The organism is Mycobacterium sp. E183 (genome assembly GCF_001667735.1).
GTDB lineage: Bacteria > Actinomycetota > Actinomycetes > Mycobacteriales > Mycobacteriaceae > Mycobacterium.
Genome location: NZ_LZJN01000105.1, coordinates 67,456 through 84,360, shown reverse-complemented (window position 1 = coordinate 84,360; position 16,905 = coordinate 67,456). Strand labels below are relative to the sequence as shown.

Below are 16,905 nucleotides of genomic sequence, written 5' to 3'. Positions count from 1 at the left end.
GCGGGAAGCGGCTAGACGGCCGAGGCGACCGGGACGCCGAGCAGGTCAAGGGCGTTGTCGCGCATCACTTTACGGATTTCGGCAGGGCTGAAGTCGGTGAGCTCCTCGGTGAACGAAACCGGCGTCTCGAGGCCCTCGCCGTGCGGCCAGTCGGAACCGAACAAGATCTTGTCGATGCCGATCACCTTGGCCAGTTCGCGCAGGTCGTCCTCGTAGTAGGGGGCGATCCATACGTTGTTGCGCAACTGCTCGACCGGGTCCTCGGGAAAGTCACGGGGCTGAGTGTTGGCCGCCTTCTTCAACCGCTTGATCAGCCGGTGGACGAAGTAGGATCCGTTCTCGATGCTGACCGCCTTGAGTTTCGGATGGCGGGTGAACACGCCGTGCACGATCATCGAGGCCATCGTGTCGTGGATGGCGCGGTCGTCGAGGAGCACGTTGTCCAGTGGATCCTTCGCGCCGAAACCCTCGAACGTCGCTTTGCCGCCCCACGCCGCCGCGATGTGCAGATAGCCGCTGTCGCTGAGATGGAATCCGACCGGGACTCCCGCCTCGGCCAGCCGGGCCCACACCGGGTCATGGCTGGGATGCCCCAACGACCGCGGCTTGACCAAGCCGGGCACCGGCGCCGGCCGCACCAGCACCAGCTTGGCGCCGCGCCCCAACACGAACTCCACCTCTTCCAGCGCCTTCGCCGGATCGGCCAGCGAGATGATCGGCGCGGCGATGATGCGATGATCGGGTCGGTCGAAGCCCCAGTCCTCGTCGAGCCACAGGTTGAACGCGTGCACCGACGCCATCGTCGCCTCGATGTCGCCCTTGAGCGCCTCCTCGACCCCGCACGCGAAAGTCGGCAGCATGAACACGGTTTCGATGTCCTGAGTGTCCATCACCGCGACCCGGGCGTCACGATTCTGGTACTCCGGGTGGTCGGCGAGCCGCTCGACCTTCATCAGGGATGCCGGGTCCACGCCTTCGGGAATCTCCCCGCGGAACAACAGATCCAGACAACCCGGCACGATGATCGGGTCGAACGTGGGGTTCGGCACGAAGTGGTTGACTCGACCGCCGATAACCGCCAGAGTGCGCTTGCCCTGAGTGACCATCTGGACGCCGCGGCTCTTGAACGCCCTGTCGAGGTGGCGGGTGAAAGCGTCCAGAGGCTCGTAGTAGTGGTTGTCGACGTCGATCGCCTGGTAACCCAAACTGGCCATGATCTTCCTTTCCGGCATCCCCGGCGAACGCTAGGCGTCGGTCGAGTTGAGCGAGGGAAACTGCGGGGGCCGCTTCTCGAGGAAGCTGGTGATGCCTTCGATGACGTCCGGCCGCGGCATCGCCTCGTGCAGCAACACCTCGGCGCGCGAGGTGGCATCGACCACGTCGCGAGTGGCGTCGCCGTACACCTGTCGCTTGATCACTTCCATGGAAGCGGGCGAGCAGTTGCGGGCGATGTCCTCCGCATAGTCCAGCGCACGCTTCATCAGATCTTCGGGCGCGACGACTTCCTTGACCAGGCCGAGCTCGGCCGCCTCTTCGGCGAGGAAGGTGCGGCCACTCAGCAGCAGATCCAGCGCGGCGCCCCACGTGGTGAGACGCGGGAGGATCCAGGAAATGCCGAACTCGGCGATCAGTCCGCGGCGGGCGAAGACCGCGGCGAACTTGGCGCCGGCGGATGCGAACCGGACGTCGCACATGAGCGCCTGGGTCAGGCCGATGCCGACGCAGGCGCCGTTGATGGCCGCGATCACGGGCTTGCGCAGCGTGGTCACAAAATGCGGTGGCCGTTCGCCCACGAGGTCGGCGAGGTTGGTCTGGCTCGCCTTCTCCATCGTGTCGCCGTAGCTCGGTGCGGAACTCGGCGTGCCCAGATATGCGCCGGCGCAGAAACCCTTGCCCCGCCCGGTCAGCACGATCACCCGGACGGCCGGGTCCTGTTCGGCCCGGTCGATCGCGTCGTAGAACCCGGCGGCGATGTCCGGGCCCCATGCGTTGAGGCGGTCCGGGCGGTTGAACGTCAAAACCGCGACGCCGCTGGCGGTCGCCTCGTAGAGCACCGCGTCCTCGGAAGCGTCGTCGCTGCCGGACATCTACCCCCGTACCTCCTCACGGTCGCCCACGAATTCCGCGGCATTTGTACGCATACTGTATACCTATCGGTACTGTTTTCCACAACCGCCGCCCAGCCCCCCGAACCCCGGCCGAACAGCGCGTTTCGGCTTGCTGAGCCGAGCGGTCGACCGCGGTATACGGACCGGCGGACCGGTGCCTGTATCCGCCCATTGTGGCGAGCACCACGTCCCCACCACGTTTTCTTCGACCGCCGATGTGGGAAAGCGACTAAGGACACCCACTAGCAGGGAGGGGAAACGCCATGGTGGACATCAAGAGCGGTCCGATCGAGGCCATCCAGGGCATCGTCGAGGCTGTCTTCGGAAAGGCCAAGGAGATCGTCGGCACGATCATCGGCCGCAACGATCTGGTCAACGAGGGTCAGGCTCAGCAGGACAAGGCCGACGCGCAGCGCAGCGCGGCGAAGAAGGAAGCCGCGGCCGAGAAGGCGCGCGGCAAGGCCAAGGCCGCGGAGGCGCGCGAGAAGGCCGAACAGCAGTAAGAACAAGGGGATGACAAGGGTCCGGTCACCGGTGGTGACCGGACCCTTGCTCGTCAGTCGACTTGTGGCGCAACCCTTTTGCCGAGTCACTACGTTCCGATGAGCCCGAGGCGGCGATAAGCCTCCTCGATCTGCGACTTGGCCTCGGGCGGCAACTCCGCTTGCGGCGGGCGCGAATGCGGGTAGGCGCCGATCGGCAGGCCCAGTAGCGAAGCGGCGTATTTGAATGCGCCGCCCCAGTGGGTGAAGTAGTCGGGCCGTCCGGGGTAACAGGTCCACCAGGATCCGACGTCGAGGTCGAACTGGTCCAGGCCCGACTCGCGGCCGAAGTCCATCGCCTCCAGCAGCTTGTCGCTTTGCACCAAATCCCAGTACTGAGAGAACAATCGCCGCTGCGGCGTGTCGAACAGATAGCCGGTGGTGCCCAGTTGCGCGGGGCAGACGATCCCGTCACGCAGCCATCCCGCGCGATACACCGTCTTGTCGCACTCCCACAGCACCAGGCCGGGCGCCAACTCGTGCAGTAGGCGGCTGTTCGCCGGCCGGAAGGCACCCTCCTTGGTGGCGCACACCGCCGGCACCTCGTCGTAGATCCGCGCGCTTTCGGCCGCGGTCAGGACGTAGCCGGACGACGGCGAGTTGAACATGCCCAGTGCGATGTCGGTGCGCGAGGCGATGTATTCGAAGAATCGCAACACGCCCTCGCCGCCATGCACCTCCATCATCGGCGTTTGGATGTAGACGATGTCGGCGCCGACCTCCTGGGCGTGCAGGGTCAGGTTCAGACAGTCCTTCGCCGAGAGGGCCGCCGTGCACGCCTGCACGACGACGTCGGGGTTGGCGGCGCGTCCCTCCTCGATTGCCACCTCCAGCAAGCGCTTTCGCTCATCGAGGGTCAACGACCAGAATTCGGAGAGCCCGCTGGTGCACCACAACATCGGGTGTCCGAGGTCGCCGACGCAGTAGCGGACCAGCGTCCGGTATGCCTCCCAGTCGATGTCGTCGCCGTCCGGGCCGCAGAACGGGGTGTAGAGGGAGTCGCCGATTCCCCGCAATGCCCCGCGCGCCCAGGCGCGTGCCTCACGTGCCGTCGCCACAGTCGACCCCTATCTCCTCAGCCGAGTTCCTTCGATCCGGGCGGTCAGGTGAAGTCCGCACCGCCGTCGACATATGTTGGCCCCGGTTACGTGCGAGTTGCACCCGGCGAGTTCGGCGAATGCCTCCCGGCTGCGGCCCACCAACGCCACCCGGCCGCCCTCGTCGGCGAGACAGCGCGCCGCCGCCAAACCCATCCCGCGGCTATCACCGACGACCACCGTGGCGGCATTCGCCAGGCCTAGATCCATGGCAATTCCCGTGGCTCATCTGGTGACTCGTTCAATGGCTTGTGCCCGGTCACCTTCGCCCGTCCAGCCTTCGTTACCAAAAAGCCTACGATAGGTATTACAGTAGCAGATGGAAAAGCGCACGGAAGCCCGGTTGACGGCCATCGTCGAGCGGCGACACGCCTACGTATGCGCAGGTGAGTTGGCACGGCTCTCCGACCGCATGCACAGGATACATCGTGATGGAGGTGCCCGTAGTGGCAAAGCAGGCTATCGCCGACAAGCGTCAACGACGCGAACGCGGATCCATCAATCCCGATGACATCATCAGTGGCGCATTCGAACTCGCGGAGCAAGTGTCCATCGACAACTTGAGCATGCCGCTGCTGGGCAAACACCTCGGCGTCGGCGTTACGAGCATCTACTGGTACTTCCGCAAGAAGGACGACCTGCTCAACGCGATGACCGATCGCGCGCTGAGCAAGTACGTGTTCGCCACCCCCTACGTCGAGGCCAGCGACTGGCGCGAGACGTTGCGCAACCATGCGCGCCTGATGCGGAAAACGTTCATGGGCAACCCAATTCTGTGCGACCTGATCCTGATTCGGGCCGCGCTCAGCCCGAAGGCGGCGCGATTGGGCGCCGAGGAGATGGAGAAGGCGATCGCCAACCTGGTCGAGGCCGGCCTGTCGCCGGAGGATGCCTTCGACACCTACTCGGCGGTCTCGGTGCACGTCCGTGGATCGGTGGTGCTGCAGCGGCTGTACGAAAAGAACCAATCCTCCGGCGAGGGCGCGCGCGCGATCGAGGACGCCGTCGCCATCGACCCCGAGAAGACCCCGCTGCTGGCTCAGGTCAGCCGGATCGGTCACCGGATCGGCGCCCCCGACGAGACCAATTTCGAGTACGGCCTCGGCTGCATCCTCGATCACGCCGGCCGGTTGATCGAGGAGGGCAAGGGGGCGAAAGGCGGCAAGGCGGCGCCGTCACGGGCGCGCAAGGCGGCCAAGGCGCCCGGGTCGCGGGCGCGCCCCAAGGCCCCGGCGCGCTAGCCCGACACCGAATCGGCTTATCACACCTCGGGTTCCGGCACGTCGAAGTATTCGTCACGGAGCCGGAACGCTTCCTTGGTCCCGTGCTGGGCGCGGGTCTTGACGAAGTTGAACTCGCCCGGCCCGAATTGCAGGTTGGTGCCGAAGGCGTGAAAGAGATAGCTGGCCACTTCCTCGCCCTGGTATGCCTGACTCTGTTCGACGAGACGGAACGCCTCCTTGGCGATGACGACCCCGTCGGCGGGCATCTTCGCCGCCTTCTCGGCCCAGTACCGCGCCCGGGCGGGCACCGCGGCGGGATCGCATGTGTCGGTGAAGATTCCGAGATGCTCGAGCTCACTCGCCTCGATGACGTCGCCGGTGAGCAGCAGGCGCCGGGCCAGCACCGGTCCGAGCCGGTGGAAGAACATGTGCAGGCTCCCGAGCGCGGGGCCGAGGAAGCGGGTCGCCGGCATGCCGATCTTCGTGTCGCGCGCTATCACGGAGATGTCGGTCATCAGCGCCATCTCGAAACCGCCGCCCAGCGCATACCCGGCGATCTCGCCCACCGTGACCTTCGGGAAACCCATGAAGTTGTGGTAGAAGCCAAAAGACTTGCGGTCCACGGTGAGTCGCCGACGCTGGCTGGGGCGGCGCTTGGCTGACGCGTCATCGCCGTCCGGTTGGCTCGGCTTGCCGTACCAGCCATACGCATTGTTCATGTCGGCCCCGGCGGAGAAGACGCCCCCGGCCCCGCGCAGTAGCACCACCGTCAGGTCGTCGTCTTCGGCCACCCGGTCCAGGCATCGGGCGACCGCCTCGCGCATCGCGGCGTCATAGGAATTGCGTTGGGCCGGATTGTTCAGCGTGATCGTCGCGATGCGGCGGTCGCGGTCGACCTCGAACAGTACGCGATCGTCCGGGGCGCTGGGGGCGGTCATCTATCGGACTCCTTTCGCCGCCTGCCGAATTGAAACCCGGCGAGCTTTTCCGGCGGTGAGGCCAACGTGTTCACCTCGCCGCTGCAGAGCACTTCGCCGTCGAGCAGCAACCGCGCCGTCGACGCGATCCCGCGTTCGATCTGCGAGCGAGCGATGTCGAACCGTAGCTCGGTCGATATGGGGGTCGGCCGGCGAAACGTCACCGTCAGCGACCGCGTCTTACCGGACAGACCCGTGACGCAATTGTGGTGCTGAATGACGCAGTCGAAGAAAACGCCGAGAAAGCCTCCGTGCACCAATCCCGGCGGGCCCTCGTACACCAGGGGAAAGTTGACCCGCCCGGTCGCCTTGTCGGCATCGAGGTCGTCGAACCGGTACTCCGGAAAGCACGGGTTGTAGGCGCCGATGTCGGTGGCGTGGTTGAGATAGACGCGCCGGGAATCGTCGGCGACGTCCCCGATCCTTGGCGCGTTGTCCCGCGGCGCCACCGCGGACAGCTCGCGCTCCCACTCCGCGAACTTCGCCACCATGGTGTCGACCGAGGGATGGGGATGCTCGAGTGAGACCAGCAGCGAGCTCAGGCGCCGCATGGCGCCGGCGGCGGCCACGGTCTGCGGCAGCGGCGCTTCGCCGAACCTGGCATCGCCGGTCCGTGCCGACTCGGGTGCGGCCCGCCGCTGGGCTCCGCCCTCCTGCAAGGCCATGCTTCATCTCTTTTCGGTCGGGTTTCCGGCCCGGCTATTTCCGGCGGCAGCGTACCCTGCTAACTTATACAGCGTATCAATCGTATTGCCTACTGTATGGGTAACCGTATCGGCAGAAAGGCCGGATTCGACGGTGAGTCATGGGGCCGACGCGGCCGGCGCCGACGGTTCGGTGACAGTGCACCGAGACGGCGCCGTGCTGCGGCTAACGCTTGATCGTCCGTCCCGACGTAACTCGTTGAATGAAGCCATGATTGGCTCTTTGGTGGAGGCGCTGACGGCTGCCGCCACCGACGATTCGCTCAGGGCGATCCACATCCGTGGCGGTGACGACTTCTGCGCCGGCGTCGACTGGGTCGCCACCAACGACCGGCCGCGGCCCCGCACGGGCGATCTGGTGCGGCGGATACCCCAGGGCGCCCACCGCGTGATCGAGCTCGTCGCGAGCATCCAGCTGCCGGTGCTGTGCAGCGTGCGAGGCTGGGCCGCGGGATTCGGCTGCAACCTCGCGCTGGCCGCCGACTTCGCCGTTGCCGCCACCGACGCGGTGTTCTGGCAGCCCTTCGCCGACCGTGGCTTCAGCCCGGATTCGGGTGCCACCTGGCTGCTGCCCCGCCTGGTCGGCCTCACGCGGGCGAAGCGAATGCTGTTGCTGGGCGAGCAGGTCGGCGCCGTCGACGCGGCCGACTGGGGACTGATTCACCGGGCGGTGAGCCCCGGCGGGCTGGACGACGCCGCCGGCGAGCTGCTCGAGCGGCTGGCCTCCGGGCCGACGGTGGCAATGGGACTGGCCAAGCAGGCGCTGAGCTTCGGCCAGCATGCGACGCTCAGCCAATCGATGACCCAGGAATTGTTCAACCTCGAACTATCTTGCCGGACAGTCGATTTCAGGGAAGGCCTGGAAGCCTTTCGGCAGCGGCGCGCACCGAGATTCCAGGGCAGATGAGGGAGCAGGATGCCTACTGACTCGTTCGACACCATCACATACGACGTCGACGGGCACACCGCCACCATCACGCTGAACCGTCCGGATGCCCTCAACGCCCTGAGCCCGCACATGATCACCGAACTGCGAGCCGCCTACGACGAGGCCGAGAACGACGACAAGGTATGGCTGACCATCGTGACCGGCACGGGCCGCGCGTTCTGCACGGGCGCTGACGTCACGGCCATTCCCGAAGACGGCAAGGTGATCTACGAGCGCCCGTACCTGTCCACCTACGACCAATGGGAGGCGCCGCAGGAAGGCACCCCACCGTTTCGCACGGCGGCCAAGCCGGTGATCACCGCGGTCAACGGGTTGTGCTGCGGCGCCGGCATGGACTGGGTCACCACGTCGGACATCGTGATCGCGTCGGAACAGGCCACATTCTTCGATCCGCACGTCAGCATCGGGCTGGTCGCCGGACGCGAGATGGTGCGGGTGGCGCGCGTGCTGCCCCGCTCGATCGCCCTGCGCATGGCGCTGATGGGCAAGCACGAGCGGATGAGCGCACAACGCGCCTACGAGCTCGGGTTGATCAGCGAGATCGTGGGGCACGACCGGCTTCTCGAGCGGGCCCGAGAGATCGCCGACGTCGTCAACTCCAATGCGCCGCTGGCGGTTCGGGGTACCCGGCTGGCCATCGTCAAGGGCCTCAATGTTCCGCTGCACGAGGCGGAGATCATGGCCGAAACGTTCCGCGAGCGCGTGTTGCGCACCGAGGACGCGGCCGAAGGGCCCAGAGCCTTCGTGGAGAAGCGCAAGCCGGATTGGCAGTGCCGATGACGTTCGAGACCATCCTCCTCGAGGTCGACGAGACCGACCGGGTCGCGACGATCACGCTGAACCGGCCGGGGCAGCTGAACGCGTTCAACCGCACCATGTGTGCGGAGATGGCCCACGCCTGGCGCACAGTCAAACTCGACGACTCGGTGAACGCCGTGGTCCTCAGGGCAGCCGGTGACCGTGCGTTCAGCGCCGGGCTGGATATCAAGACTCCCTACGGCCAGCCCGAAAACATATGGAATCACGAGGATCCCGGCGAATCGCTCAGCCCGAAGTGGCAGAAGATGTGGAAGCCCGTCGTGTGCGCGGTTCAGGGCATGTGCACCGCGGGCGCGTTCTACTTCATCAACGAATCGGACGTGGTCATCTGCGCGGAGGATGCCACGTTCTTCGACTCGCATGTATCGGCCGGCCTGGTCTGCGCCCTGGAGCCAATCGGCTTGATGAGGCGCATCGGCTTGGGCGAGACGCTGCGCATCGCGCTGATGGGCAACGACGAGCGGGTCGGCGCCGACACCGCGCTGCGGATCGGATTGGTCTCGGAAGTGGTCCCCGCCGACCGGCTCTGGGACCGCGCCCACGAGATCGCCGCGACCATCGCCGCGAACCCTCCGACCGCGACTCAGGGCACGGTGAAGGCGATTTGGGAATCGCTCGACAAGCCGTATCGGGCGGCCCTGGAGCAGGGGCTGATCTACACCCGGCTGGGCAATCCGCTCGGCACCGCCGAACTCGCCGCCCAGAAGGCCGGCGGCGAAGCTGCCACGCGCACACCGAAGACCCGCTGATGCCCGCGCACGCACTCAGTCAACGCATCGCGGATGTCCTCGGCCTGCGGCCCGACGCGCACGCCATCGAGTATGACGCCCAATGGATCTCCTGGGCCGCCGTCGGCGCCAGGGCACAGCGCATCGCCTGCCTGGTCGCCGATCGCGGACCCGGCGTCGGGATGCTGCTGCGCAACCGGCCCGGTCACGTGGCGGCCTTTCTCGGGGCGCTGCTGGGCGGCGGGACGGTCGTCGTCGTCAACCCGGCTCGCGGCGACGAGCGCACCAAGGCCGACCTCGCCGGGCTGCGACTGCCGCTGATCATCGGGGAAGACGACGACCTGACGACACTGCTGCCCCCGGCGACCGACGCCACGACGGTGGCGATTGCGGGCCTATTGGACGACCCCCCGACCGGCCGCCCGACGATTCATCCGGCGCCCGAGGCCCACCCGCGGACCGGGGTGGCGGTACGGATGTTGACCAGCGGTACGACGGGCCCGCCCAAGAGGATCGACCTCGGCTACGACGTGCTGGCGCGCAGCGTGATGGGCGCCGAACCCGAGCGCACCCCGGCGCCCACCGGGCTCCGCCGCGGGGTCGCGATCGTCAACTCGCCGCTGGTGCACATCGGCGGGGTGTTCCGGGTGCTGCAATGCATCGCCGACGCACGACCATTCGCGCTCCTCGAACGTTTCGAGCTGAACGCGTGGGCCGACGCGGTGCGAAGACACCGACCGCGCACGGTATCGCTGGTTCCCGCGGCGCTGCGCACGGTGTTGCACTCGGATGTGCCGCGCGCCGATCTGGAGAGCATCCGCGCCGTCACCTGCGGCACGGCCCCCCTGACGGCCGAGGATGCCGACGCCTTCACCGCCAAATACGGCATTCCCGTGCTCACCTCTTACGCGGCAACGGAATTCGGTGGCGGTGTCGCGGGCTGGACGTTGCCGGATTACCAACGGTATTGGGCCGCCAAACGGGGCAGCGTCGGCCGCGCCAACCCGGGTGCGCAGCTGCGGGTGGTCGCGGACGATGGCAGGCCGCTGGGGGCCGACCAGGTCGGTCTGCTCGAGGTCAAGCCAGGCCAGCTGGGGCCGTCGGCCCAGTGGATGCGGACCACGGACATGGCGCGCATCGACGCGGACGGGTTCGTCTGGATTGTCGGGCGTGCCGACCAGGCGATCATCCGCGGGGGATTCAAGGTGATGCCCGACGACGTCCGCACCGCCCTGGAGAGCCACCCCGCAGTGGCGGGTGCGGCGGTGGTCGGCCGGTCCGACGAACGCCTCGGGGCGACGCCGGTCGCGGTGGTGGAGCTGCGCAGGCCCGCCTCCGTCGACGCCGACGCGCTCGTGGAGTACCTCGGAACACGGCTGGCGCGCTACGAGATTCCCACCGAGATAGTGATCGTCGACACCATCCCGCGGACGCCGTCGGGCAAAGCTGACCTGGGCGCGGTCCGGCGTTTCTTCGGTGCCGCCGCCGCACACGGTGACCATGCCCGGTGACGGCCCGACGGTCGCCGAGGTCCTGACACAACGGGCCCGTGCGCGCGCAGAACATCCCCTACTGATCTGCGACGGCGACCGCATCAGCTATGGCCAAGCCGAGGCGCGTTCGGCGAACCTCGCTCGCGGGCTGATCGCGGCCGGCGCGGGCAAGGGCACCCATGTCGGCCTGCTCTACCCCAACGGCGTCGAGTTCGTCATCGCGATGCTGGCGGCGGCGCGCATCGGCGCCGTGGTGATTCCCTTCTCCACCTTCGTCACCGCCCGTGAGATGCACCAACAACTGCTCGACAGCGACGTCGAAATACTCCTGAGCGCCGCAACTTTCCGCGGCCACGACTACGTGCAACGGCTCGGGCAGGTGCTGGCGGACCCCGATCTCGAATCCGACTGCCGGCTCATGGTCCCGGCCGCCCCGCAACTGCGGCAGGTCGGCATCAGCCACCACCGCGGTGCGGGGCGGCGAGTCCGCGACATCGACCGGTTCTACCGGCTGGCCGATACCGTGGCCCCCGAGCTGCTGGCGGCGACGCAAGCCGATGTGCGGGGCTGCGATCCCCTGGCCATCGTGTACACGTCGGGCTCCAGCAGCGCCCCCAAGGGTGTCGTGCACACGCACGGCGCGCTGCTGGCACACCAGCGCAACCTCAACGACATTCGCGGTCTGACGGCCGACGACAGGCTGTTCTGCAATTCGCCGTTCTTCTGGATCGGCGGTCTCGCCTTCGGACTGCTTGCCACCCTGGTCGCCGGCTCGACGCTGGTGTGCTCCAACGCGGAGGATCCCGGTAAGACGCTGGACCTACTGGAAGCCGAAAAACCCACCTTGACAAACGGTTTCATCGCTGGGATCGCGCACCTGGCGAACCATCCGAGCTTCCCGCGCCGGGATCTGTCATCGATGCGGCGAGGCAACCTGTACCCCATCATGGCGCCCGAGGTTCGACCGGCCGACCCGGAGCTGCGGCACAATATGCTGGGCATGACCGAAGCCGGCAGCGTCGGCTGATCAGTGACGACGAGACCGATCAACCCGAGACCAGGCGCGGATCGTTCGGCAAGCCGGCGCCCGGCTTCGACACCAAGATCGTCGACACCGAAACCGGATCAGCGGTCGCTGCCGGCGAGGTCGGGGAACTCTGCATCCGAGGACCGTACGTGATGCAGCACTACTACCGGCGAAGCCGAGAGGACTGCTTCGACGCCGACGGTTGGTTCCGCACCGGGGATTTGGTCCGAACCGACGCCGATGGCTTCTTCTACTACGTCGGCCGGCTCAGCACGATGATCAAGACGGCGGGCGCCAATGTCTCGGCCGACGAGGTGGAAAGGGCAATCGCCAAGGTCACCGGCGGGCTGACCGCCCATGTCGTGGGCGTCCCGGATGCGCAGCGCGGACAACTGGTGGGGGCGGTCGTGGTCGTGCCCGACGGCGTCGCCTTCGACGCGGCGGCGCTGCGCGACCGGCTGAAGGCGGAGTTGTCGGCATACAAGATCCCCCGCCGGTTCCTGGCCGTGTCACGCGACCAGGTGCCGCTGCTCTCCAGTGGCAAAGTCGACCGGCGGCACCTGAAAAAGCTGCTCGATGCCTGACGAGGCAACCATCGACGAGTTGGTGCGTTCGCGCGCCGCGCTTTACGGCGACAAGCCCATGGTGATCGATCCGACGTCGCGAACCAGCTACCGTCAACTTGACTCGGCGACAAGGGATCTCGCCGCGGTGTTCGTCGATGCCGGCGTTACCAAGGGCACCCGGGTCGGGCTGCTCATGCCCAACGGCGCCCGCTGGGTGGAGGTTGCCCTCGCCCTGACCCGTATCGGCGCCGTGCTGGTTCCGCTGAGTACCCTGCTGGCCGCGGGCGAACTGGCCACCCAACTGCGGGCCGCCGCGGTGCAATTCCTGATCGGCGTCGAGCAGTTCCGTGGGCGCCGCTACCTCGACGACCTGCCCCGGCGGACCGAGCTTCCCGCTCTGCGCCACGTCTGGACGGCCGACGGGCTCGCCGAGGTCACCGCCGGCGACCGGGCCCGCCGACTCGTCGACGCCATGACGCTGACGGTCACGGCGGCCGACCTTTTGGCCATCATGTTCACCTCCGGCAGCAGCGGGGCGCCCAAGGGCGTCATGCATTCTCACGGCAGCGCGCTGGGCGCCGTACGGGCGGGTCTGGCCGCGCGGCGCATCACCGCAGACACCCGGCTGTATCTACCGATGCCGTTCTTCTGGGTAGGCGGCTTCGGCAGCGGAATCCTGTCGACGCTGCTGTCCGGCGCCACCCTGGTCACCGAGGAGATACCGCGGCCGGAGACCACATTGCGGCTGCTGGAGGCCGAGCGCGTGACGCTGTTCCGCGGCTGGCCCGACCAGGCCGAGACGCTCGCGCGGCACGCGGCCAACCTCGACGCCGACCTGTCGGCCCTGCGGCCGGGCAGCCTGCAGGCGCTGCTCCCGCCCGAACAGCGGGCGCAGCCCGGCGCACGGGCCGTCTTGTTCGGCATGACCGAGGCGTTCGGCCCGTACTGCGGCTATGCCGCCGACACCGACATGCCCACGCCGGCCTGGGGCAGTTGCGGAAAGCCGTTCGCGGGCATGGAGGTTCGCATCGTCGGCGCCGACAGCGGAGAGCCCGTACCCGCGGGCACGGTGGGCGTGATCCAGATTCGGGGACCGCACACACTGCGGGGCATCTGCGGTCGCAGCCGAGAGGACGTGTTCACCGTCGACGGCTTCTATCCCACCGGCGACCTGGGCCGCCTGGACGACGAGGGATTTCTGTTCTACCACGGGCGCTCCGACGACATGTTCAAGGTCAGCGGCGCCACCGTCTACCCGAGCGAGGTGGAACGGGCGCTGCGCAGCATCGAGGGTGTCCACAGCGCCTTTGTCACCAGCGTGCCCGGAACGGCGGGCCAGCGGGTGGGCGCGGCCGTGGTGTGCGACGGGGCCGTGTCCGCCGATCACCTGAGTCGCTGTGCGCGAAAGCTGCTGAGCGCGTTCAAGGTCCCGACGGCGTGGCTGTTGTTGGAATCCGACGGCGACGTCCCGCGCGGGGGCACCGGCAAGGTCGACACCGGTCGGCTGCGAGCGATGCTGATCGAGGCGTCCGGATCAGCGGCGGATACCGGAGACCGCCGACCGCGGTAACCGGCCCGCGCGGGAATGCCCGGCCATCCGATCCCCGTCGACCACGACGTCGAAGGCGAGGTTGAGCCGCATCGGTTTGGTGACCGATTGCCGCCAGGTCAATCGCGTGCCCTCGGCGGCCGCGCCACTCGTCAAGTCCTGCAAGGGAACCGTCTCGCCCTTGTACGTCGCCGTACCCGTCAGTCCGCCCGGCGACTCGGCGAATGCATACCGCACCGCGAGAGTCCCGATCGGGGTCTTGATCGTTACGTCCCAGTCGCCGTCCATGCCCATCTACGCCTCCGCCGGTTCTCGTCCCGTCGGGCGCCAGACCGTGCCCCGACGCTCGTACTCGAAAAGCTCCTCGACGGCGTGCGCGACCCGCGGGCCGTACCACCGGTCCAGCAGGTGTAAGGCCAGATCCAGCCCCGAGGTGACACCGCCCGCGGTGATCAGGTCGCCGTCGTCGACCACGCGAGCAGCCACCGCATGCACCCCCGCGGCTTCGAGCAGCCCCAGGCCCAGCTGATGAGTCACCGCGTGGCGCCCCTCGATCAGGCCGGACATCGCCATCACGACGGATCCGCCACAGACACCGGCCACCGTCACCTCCGGGTTGTCAAACGCCTTCCGCAACAACGGTGTCAGCTCGGTCTGCGCGGCTCGGGCCAGCAGCACCGGGATGGTCTCGACCCCGTCGTCCGGATCACCGGCGATGGGGCCGCTGGCGCCGGGCACGATCACGCAGCCGCTTTCCGACGGATCGAGCGCGGCGGTGGCCGCCAGCGCCAAACCGCGAGTGCCGCCGATGACACTGCGCGGCCCCTCCGCCGACACCAGCGTCACCGTCAAGTCACCTCCCACACGGTCGCTGCCCGCCGACAGGACTTCGAAGGGCCCGATGACGTCAAGCGGGTCGAACCCGTCGTACAAGACGATCTGTGCGTGCATCCCGTCATGGTCATCGGCCGCACCCGGCAAAACCAGTGGCTGGATTGACACTATGGACCGGTATATTGCCAACCCATGCACTCCGTCGCGATCCTGGCCGAGCCGGACGTCATCGCGTTCGATCTGGCGATCGCGATCGAGGTATTCGGTCGTGTCTGCCTCCCGACCGGCGCGCCGGGGTACCGCGTTCGGGTTTGCGGCGCGGACCCCGTCGTTCCGGCCGGACCGGTGCGGATCGCCACCGATTGCGGTCTGGCGGAACTCGCGAACGCCGATACCATCGTGGTGCCCGGGCGCAACGACGTCACAGTGCCGACGCGGGAGGACGTCATCGCGGCACTGAAGTCGGCGTACGGCAAGGGGATTCGCATCGCCTCCATCTGCAGCGGCACCTTCACCGTCGCCGCCGCCGGGATTTTGGATGGAAAACGCGCCACCACGCATTGGTCGGCCGCCGACCTGTTTTCCGCCGTGCATCCCGCCGTCAGACTCGATGCCGCCGCGCTCTACGTCGACGAAGGCCAGGTTCTCACCTCTGCCGGGGCGTCCGCGGGACTCGACTTGTGTCTGCACATGGTTGCGCGCGACTACGGCTCGGCGGCGGCCGCCGACGCCGCCCGGTTGGCGGTCACGCCCCTTCACCGCACCGGCGACCAGGCTCAGTTCGTCATCCGCCACCGGGCAAGGTCCGACACCGAACTCGATGGCCTGCTGGTCTGGCTGGAGGGCAACGCGCACCTGCCACTGACGCTGCGCGACATCGCCCGGCAGGCCGCCACCAGCGAGCGAACTCTCAACCGGCGGTTCAAGACGGAAACGGGACAAACGCCGATGCAGTGGGTGAACAGCGTCCGGATCAAGCACGCCGGGGAGCTGCTAGAGCGCAGCTCCGACAGCGTCGAATCCATCTCGCACCGAGTCGGTTTCGCATCAGTGACCAATTTCCGCGAACAATTCCGCCGGCTGGTGGGGGTGGCGCCGCAGAGCTATCGCAACGCCTTTCGCGCCAAGAACCACGACACCCGTGCGTGCTCCGGCGAGACGCCCTAGGAGACCCGCGTCCAGGGCTGACAGTTCTGCGACTCGAAAGCCTTGACCGCCGTGTTGATGTTCGCGTACATCGGGCCGATCGAGGTGTTCGTCTGGAGCACATGCTCCTTGTTCGCGTCCGGCGTGCTGTAGGTGAACCACGAGCACATCGAGTCCTGGGTCGGCACGTTGTTGATCCAGACGCCGAAGGCCGACCCCGAGCCGCCCGTGTGATAGAGGCCCGGCGCGATGTCGGGGCCCACGACAAAGACACCGTTGCCGGGTATCGGGTCCAGTGGGTCGGCGACGGCCGGCGGTGCGAGAGCTATCACGACCACGGCTACACCGAAGAGAGCCGACGTACGGATCGTTCGGGGCACTTTTCCTCGCTTTATGTTGTCGCCCCCTCTCAGGGGAGAATATGCCGAGGCGGGCGCGGGAAACAACACTTATCCCGAGGCCGGAGGGCTCCCGTCGACGACCACGCCACGCGCGGTGAGGTGGTCGATCAGCGGGACCGCGCCCGCGGCGAGATGCTGTGACATCGCCGCGCGGGCGAGCTCTTCGTCGCGTTTCTTCAGCGCGGACAGGATCCGGCGATGGTCCCTCATCGACTGTTCCGGCCAGCCCTCGATGGCGGGGAACACCGATTCGGGCGCATAGCGGGTGATTTGGGACATCAGCTGGGCAAGTTTCGGCGAATCGGCGGCGACGTTGATGGCCCGGTGGAACTGATGATTCAGCCGCACCGTCCGTTCGTCATCGTCACCGGCGTAGGCGCCTTCGAGCTCCGCTTGGATCTGTTTGAGTTCGCGCAGTTGGTCGTCGGTGATGTTGATCGCGGCACGGGCAGCCAGTTCGCCACCGACGTGGGCCTGCACGTTCGCGACGTCGGTGACGTCGCGACCGGTCACCGGCAGCACCATGAAGCCGCGCCGGGGGCGCTGGTCGATCAAACCTTCCGCGCGCAGAGCGAACAGCGCTTCCCGCACCGGAGTGACACTGATGCCCAGCTCGGCGGCAAGTTGATCCAGGCGGACGTAGGACCCGGCGACGTAGGTGCCATCGAAGATCCGCTGGCGGATCAAGCGCGCGACATCGTCCGAAAGCTGCGGCCGCGCGGCGAAATCCGGAACCGTCATC

Annotated in this window: 17 protein-coding genes and 2 pseudogenes; 9 read left to right on the top strand and 10 right to left on the bottom strand. The window is 67.5% G+C overall.

Annotated features, from left to right (window positions below; genetic code table 11):
• Positions 1–11: 11 nt before the first annotated feature.
• Positions 12–1,214 carry an amidohydrolase family protein gene (locus tag A5691_RS10690; protein WP_067757869.1) on the bottom strand — a complete coding sequence of 401 codons (1,203 nt, stop codon included), beginning with the start codon at positions 1,212–1,214 and terminating at the stop codon, positions 12–14.
• Between the two features lie 30 nt (positions 1,215–1,244).
• Positions 1,245–2,087, bottom strand: coding sequence for an enoyl-CoA hydratase (locus A5691_RS10685; RefSeq protein ID WP_068018368.1), 843 nt, complete (start codon positions 2,085–2,087; stop codon positions 1,245–1,247).
• Between the two features lie 284 nt (positions 2,088–2,371).
• Between A5691_RS10685 and A5691_RS10680 the strand changes: the two genes are divergently transcribed.
• Positions 2,372–2,611, top strand: a complete 240-nt coding sequence (locus A5691_RS10680) for a CsbD family protein (RefSeq protein ID WP_067281020.1) — start codon at positions 2,372–2,374, stop codon at positions 2,609–2,611.
• Positions 2,612–2,700: 89 nt separating this feature from the next.
• Here the strand turns inward: A5691_RS10680 and A5691_RS10675 are convergent, their stop codons facing one another.
• Positions 2,701–3,708 (bottom strand): dihydrodipicolinate synthase family protein, encoded by a 1,008-nt coding sequence (locus tag A5691_RS10675; RefSeq protein WP_068018370.1) that lies wholly within the window; start codon positions 3,706–3,708, stop codon positions 2,701–2,703.
• Between the two features lie 120 nt (positions 3,709–3,828).
• Positions 3,829–3,957 (bottom strand): annotated as a pseudogene (locus A5691_RS27955) (short-chain dehydrogenase); the annotation flags it as partial.
• Positions 3,958–4,178: 221 nt separating this feature from the next.
• Between A5691_RS27955 and A5691_RS10670 the strand changes: the two are divergent.
• Positions 4,179–4,988: a TetR/AcrR family transcriptional regulator gene (locus A5691_RS10670; RefSeq protein ID WP_067757772.1), complete on the top strand. Its 810-nt coding sequence runs from the start codon at positions 4,179–4,181 to the stop codon at positions 4,986–4,988.
• 20 nt (positions 4,989–5,008) lie between these two features.
• Here A5691_RS10670 and A5691_RS10665 read toward each other — a convergent pair whose 3' ends face one another.
• Positions 5,009–5,908, bottom strand: a complete 900-nt coding sequence (locus tag A5691_RS10665) for an enoyl-CoA hydratase/isomerase family protein (protein ID WP_067757775.1) — start codon at positions 5,906–5,908, stop codon at positions 5,009–5,011.
• A complete protein-coding gene (locus A5691_RS10660; RefSeq protein WP_068018373.1) occupies positions 5,905–6,612 on the bottom strand; it encodes a hypothetical protein in 708 nt (235 codons plus the stop codon). The genes A5691_RS10665 and A5691_RS10660 overlap by 4 nt, the downstream gene beginning before the upstream one ends.
• A gap of 133 nt (positions 6,613–6,745) precedes the next feature.
• Here A5691_RS10660 and A5691_RS10655 point away from each other — a divergent pair, with 133 nt between their 5' ends.
• The 6 genes and pseudogenes from A5691_RS10655 to A5691_RS10630 all read left to right on the top strand — a co-directional run bounded on the left by A5691_RS10655 (position 6,746) and on the right by A5691_RS10630 (position 13,803).
• Complete coding sequence (locus A5691_RS10655; protein ID WP_068018375.1) at positions 6,746–7,558, top strand: enoyl-CoA hydratase/isomerase family protein; 813 nt, start codon at positions 6,746–6,748, stop codon at positions 7,556–7,558.
• A 9-nt stretch (positions 7,559–7,567) separates the two neighbouring features.
• Positions 7,568–8,380 carry an enoyl-CoA hydratase/isomerase family protein gene (locus A5691_RS10650; protein WP_067757784.1) on the top strand — a complete coding sequence of 271 codons (813 nt, stop codon included), beginning with the start codon at positions 7,568–7,570 and terminating at the stop codon, positions 8,378–8,380.
• A complete protein-coding gene (locus tag A5691_RS10645; RefSeq protein WP_068018465.1) occupies positions 8,377–9,168 on the top strand; it encodes an enoyl-CoA hydratase/isomerase family protein in 792 nt (263 codons plus the stop codon). Before A5691_RS10650 ends, A5691_RS10645 begins: the two co-directional genes overlap by 4 nt.
• A complete protein-coding gene (locus A5691_RS10640; protein ID WP_068018378.1) occupies positions 9,168–10,658 on the top strand; it encodes a class I adenylate-forming enzyme family protein in 1,491 nt (496 codons plus the stop codon). The genes A5691_RS10645 and A5691_RS10640 overlap by 1 nt, the downstream gene beginning before the upstream one ends.
• Positions 10,648–12,251: pseudogene (locus A5691_RS10635) on the top strand (class I adenylate-forming enzyme family protein). Before A5691_RS10640 ends, A5691_RS10635 begins: the two are co-directional and overlap by 11 nt.
• Entirely contained in the window at positions 12,244–13,803 is a 1,560-nt protein-coding gene (locus A5691_RS10630) for a class I adenylate-forming enzyme family protein (RefSeq protein ID WP_067887771.1), read from the top strand. Before A5691_RS10635 ends, A5691_RS10630 begins: the two are co-directional and overlap by 8 nt.
• On the opposite strand, the gene A5691_RS10625 is transcribed toward A5691_RS10630, so the two are convergent.
• Both A5691_RS10625 and A5691_RS10620 read right to left on the bottom strand, forming a co-directional pair.
• Positions 13,768–14,076: a hypothetical protein gene (locus A5691_RS10625; RefSeq protein WP_068018380.1), complete on the bottom strand. Its 309-nt coding sequence runs from the start codon at positions 14,074–14,076 to the stop codon at positions 13,768–13,770. The genes A5691_RS10630 and A5691_RS10625 overlap by 36 nt on opposite strands.
• Entirely contained in the window at positions 14,077–14,733 is a 657-nt protein-coding gene (locus A5691_RS10620) for a DJ-1/PfpI family protein (RefSeq protein ID WP_068018383.1), read from the bottom strand.
• 75 nt (positions 14,734–14,808) lie between these two features.
• Between A5691_RS10620 and A5691_RS10615 the strand changes: the two genes are divergently transcribed.
• Positions 14,809–15,783, top strand: coding sequence for a GlxA family transcriptional regulator (locus tag A5691_RS10615; RefSeq protein WP_068018386.1), 975 nt, complete (start codon positions 14,809–14,811; stop codon positions 15,781–15,783).
• On the opposite strand, the gene A5691_RS10610 is transcribed toward A5691_RS10615, so the two are convergent.
• Together A5691_RS10610 and A5691_RS10605 are read right to left on the bottom strand one after the other, a co-directional pair.
• Positions 15,780–16,142: a hypothetical protein gene (locus tag A5691_RS10610; RefSeq protein ID WP_067757799.1), complete on the bottom strand. Its 363-nt coding sequence runs from the start codon at positions 16,140–16,142 to the stop codon at positions 15,780–15,782. The two genes, A5691_RS10615 and A5691_RS10610, sit on opposite strands and share 4 nt — an antisense overlap.
• Positions 16,143–16,211: 69 nt before the next feature.
• Entirely contained in the window at positions 16,212–16,904 is a 693-nt protein-coding gene (locus A5691_RS10605; RefSeq protein WP_068018388.1) for a GntR family transcriptional regulator, read from the bottom strand.
• Position 16,905: the final 1 nt, after the last annotated feature.

What these genes read in the sequence shown, in the direction of transcription:
- A5691_RS10690 (WP_067757869.1), bottom strand. Translation starts at nt 1,214, where the DNA reads ATGGCCAGTTTGGGTTACCAGGCGATCGACGTCGACAACCACTACTAC.
- A5691_RS10685 (WP_068018368.1), bottom strand. Translation starts at nt 2,087, where the DNA reads ATGTCCGGCAGCGACGACGCTTCCGAGGACGCGGTGCTCTACGAGGCG.
- A5691_RS10680 (WP_067281020.1), top strand. Translation starts at nt 2,372, where the DNA reads ATGGTGGACATCAAGAGCGGTCCGATCGAGGCCATCCAGGGCATCGTC.
- A5691_RS10670 (WP_067757772.1), top strand. Translation starts at nt 4,179, where the DNA reads ATGGAGGTGCCCGTAGTGGCAAAGCAGGCTATCGCCGACAAGCGTCAA.
- A5691_RS10665 (WP_067757775.1), bottom strand. Translation starts at nt 5,908, where the DNA reads ATGACCGCCCCCAGCGCCCCGGACGATCGCGTACTGTTCGAGGTCGAC.
- A5691_RS10660 (WP_068018373.1), bottom strand. Translation starts at nt 6,612, where the DNA reads ATGGCCTTGCAGGAGGGCGGAGCCCAGCGGCGGGCCGCACCCGAGTCG.
- A5691_RS10650 (WP_067757784.1), top strand. Translation starts at nt 7,568, where the DNA reads ATGCCTACTGACTCGTTCGACACCATCACATACGACGTCGACGGGCAC.
- A5691_RS10645 (WP_068018465.1), top strand. Translation starts at nt 8,377, where the DNA reads ATGACGTTCGAGACCATCCTCCTCGAGGTCGACGAGACCGACCGGGTC.
- A5691_RS10640 (WP_068018378.1), top strand. Translation starts at nt 9,168, where the DNA reads ATGCCCGCGCACGCACTCAGTCAACGCATCGCGGATGTCCTCGGCCTG.
- A5691_RS10630 (WP_067887771.1), top strand. Translation starts at nt 12,244, where the DNA reads ATGCCTGACGAGGCAACCATCGACGAGTTGGTGCGTTCGCGCGCCGCG.
- A5691_RS10625 (WP_068018380.1), bottom strand. Translation starts at nt 14,076, where the DNA reads ATGGGCATGGACGGCGACTGGGACGTAACGATCAAGACCCCGATCGGG.
- A5691_RS10620 (WP_068018383.1), bottom strand. Translation starts at nt 14,733, where the DNA reads ATGCACGCACAGATCGTCTTGTACGACGGGTTCGACCCGCTTGACGTC.
- A5691_RS10615 (WP_068018386.1), top strand. Translation starts at nt 14,809, where the DNA reads ATGCACTCCGTCGCGATCCTGGCCGAGCCGGACGTCATCGCGTTCGAT.
- A5691_RS10605 (WP_068018388.1), bottom strand. Translation starts at nt 16,904, where the DNA reads ATGACGGTTCCGGATTTCGCCGCGCGGCCGCAGCTTTCGGACGATGTC.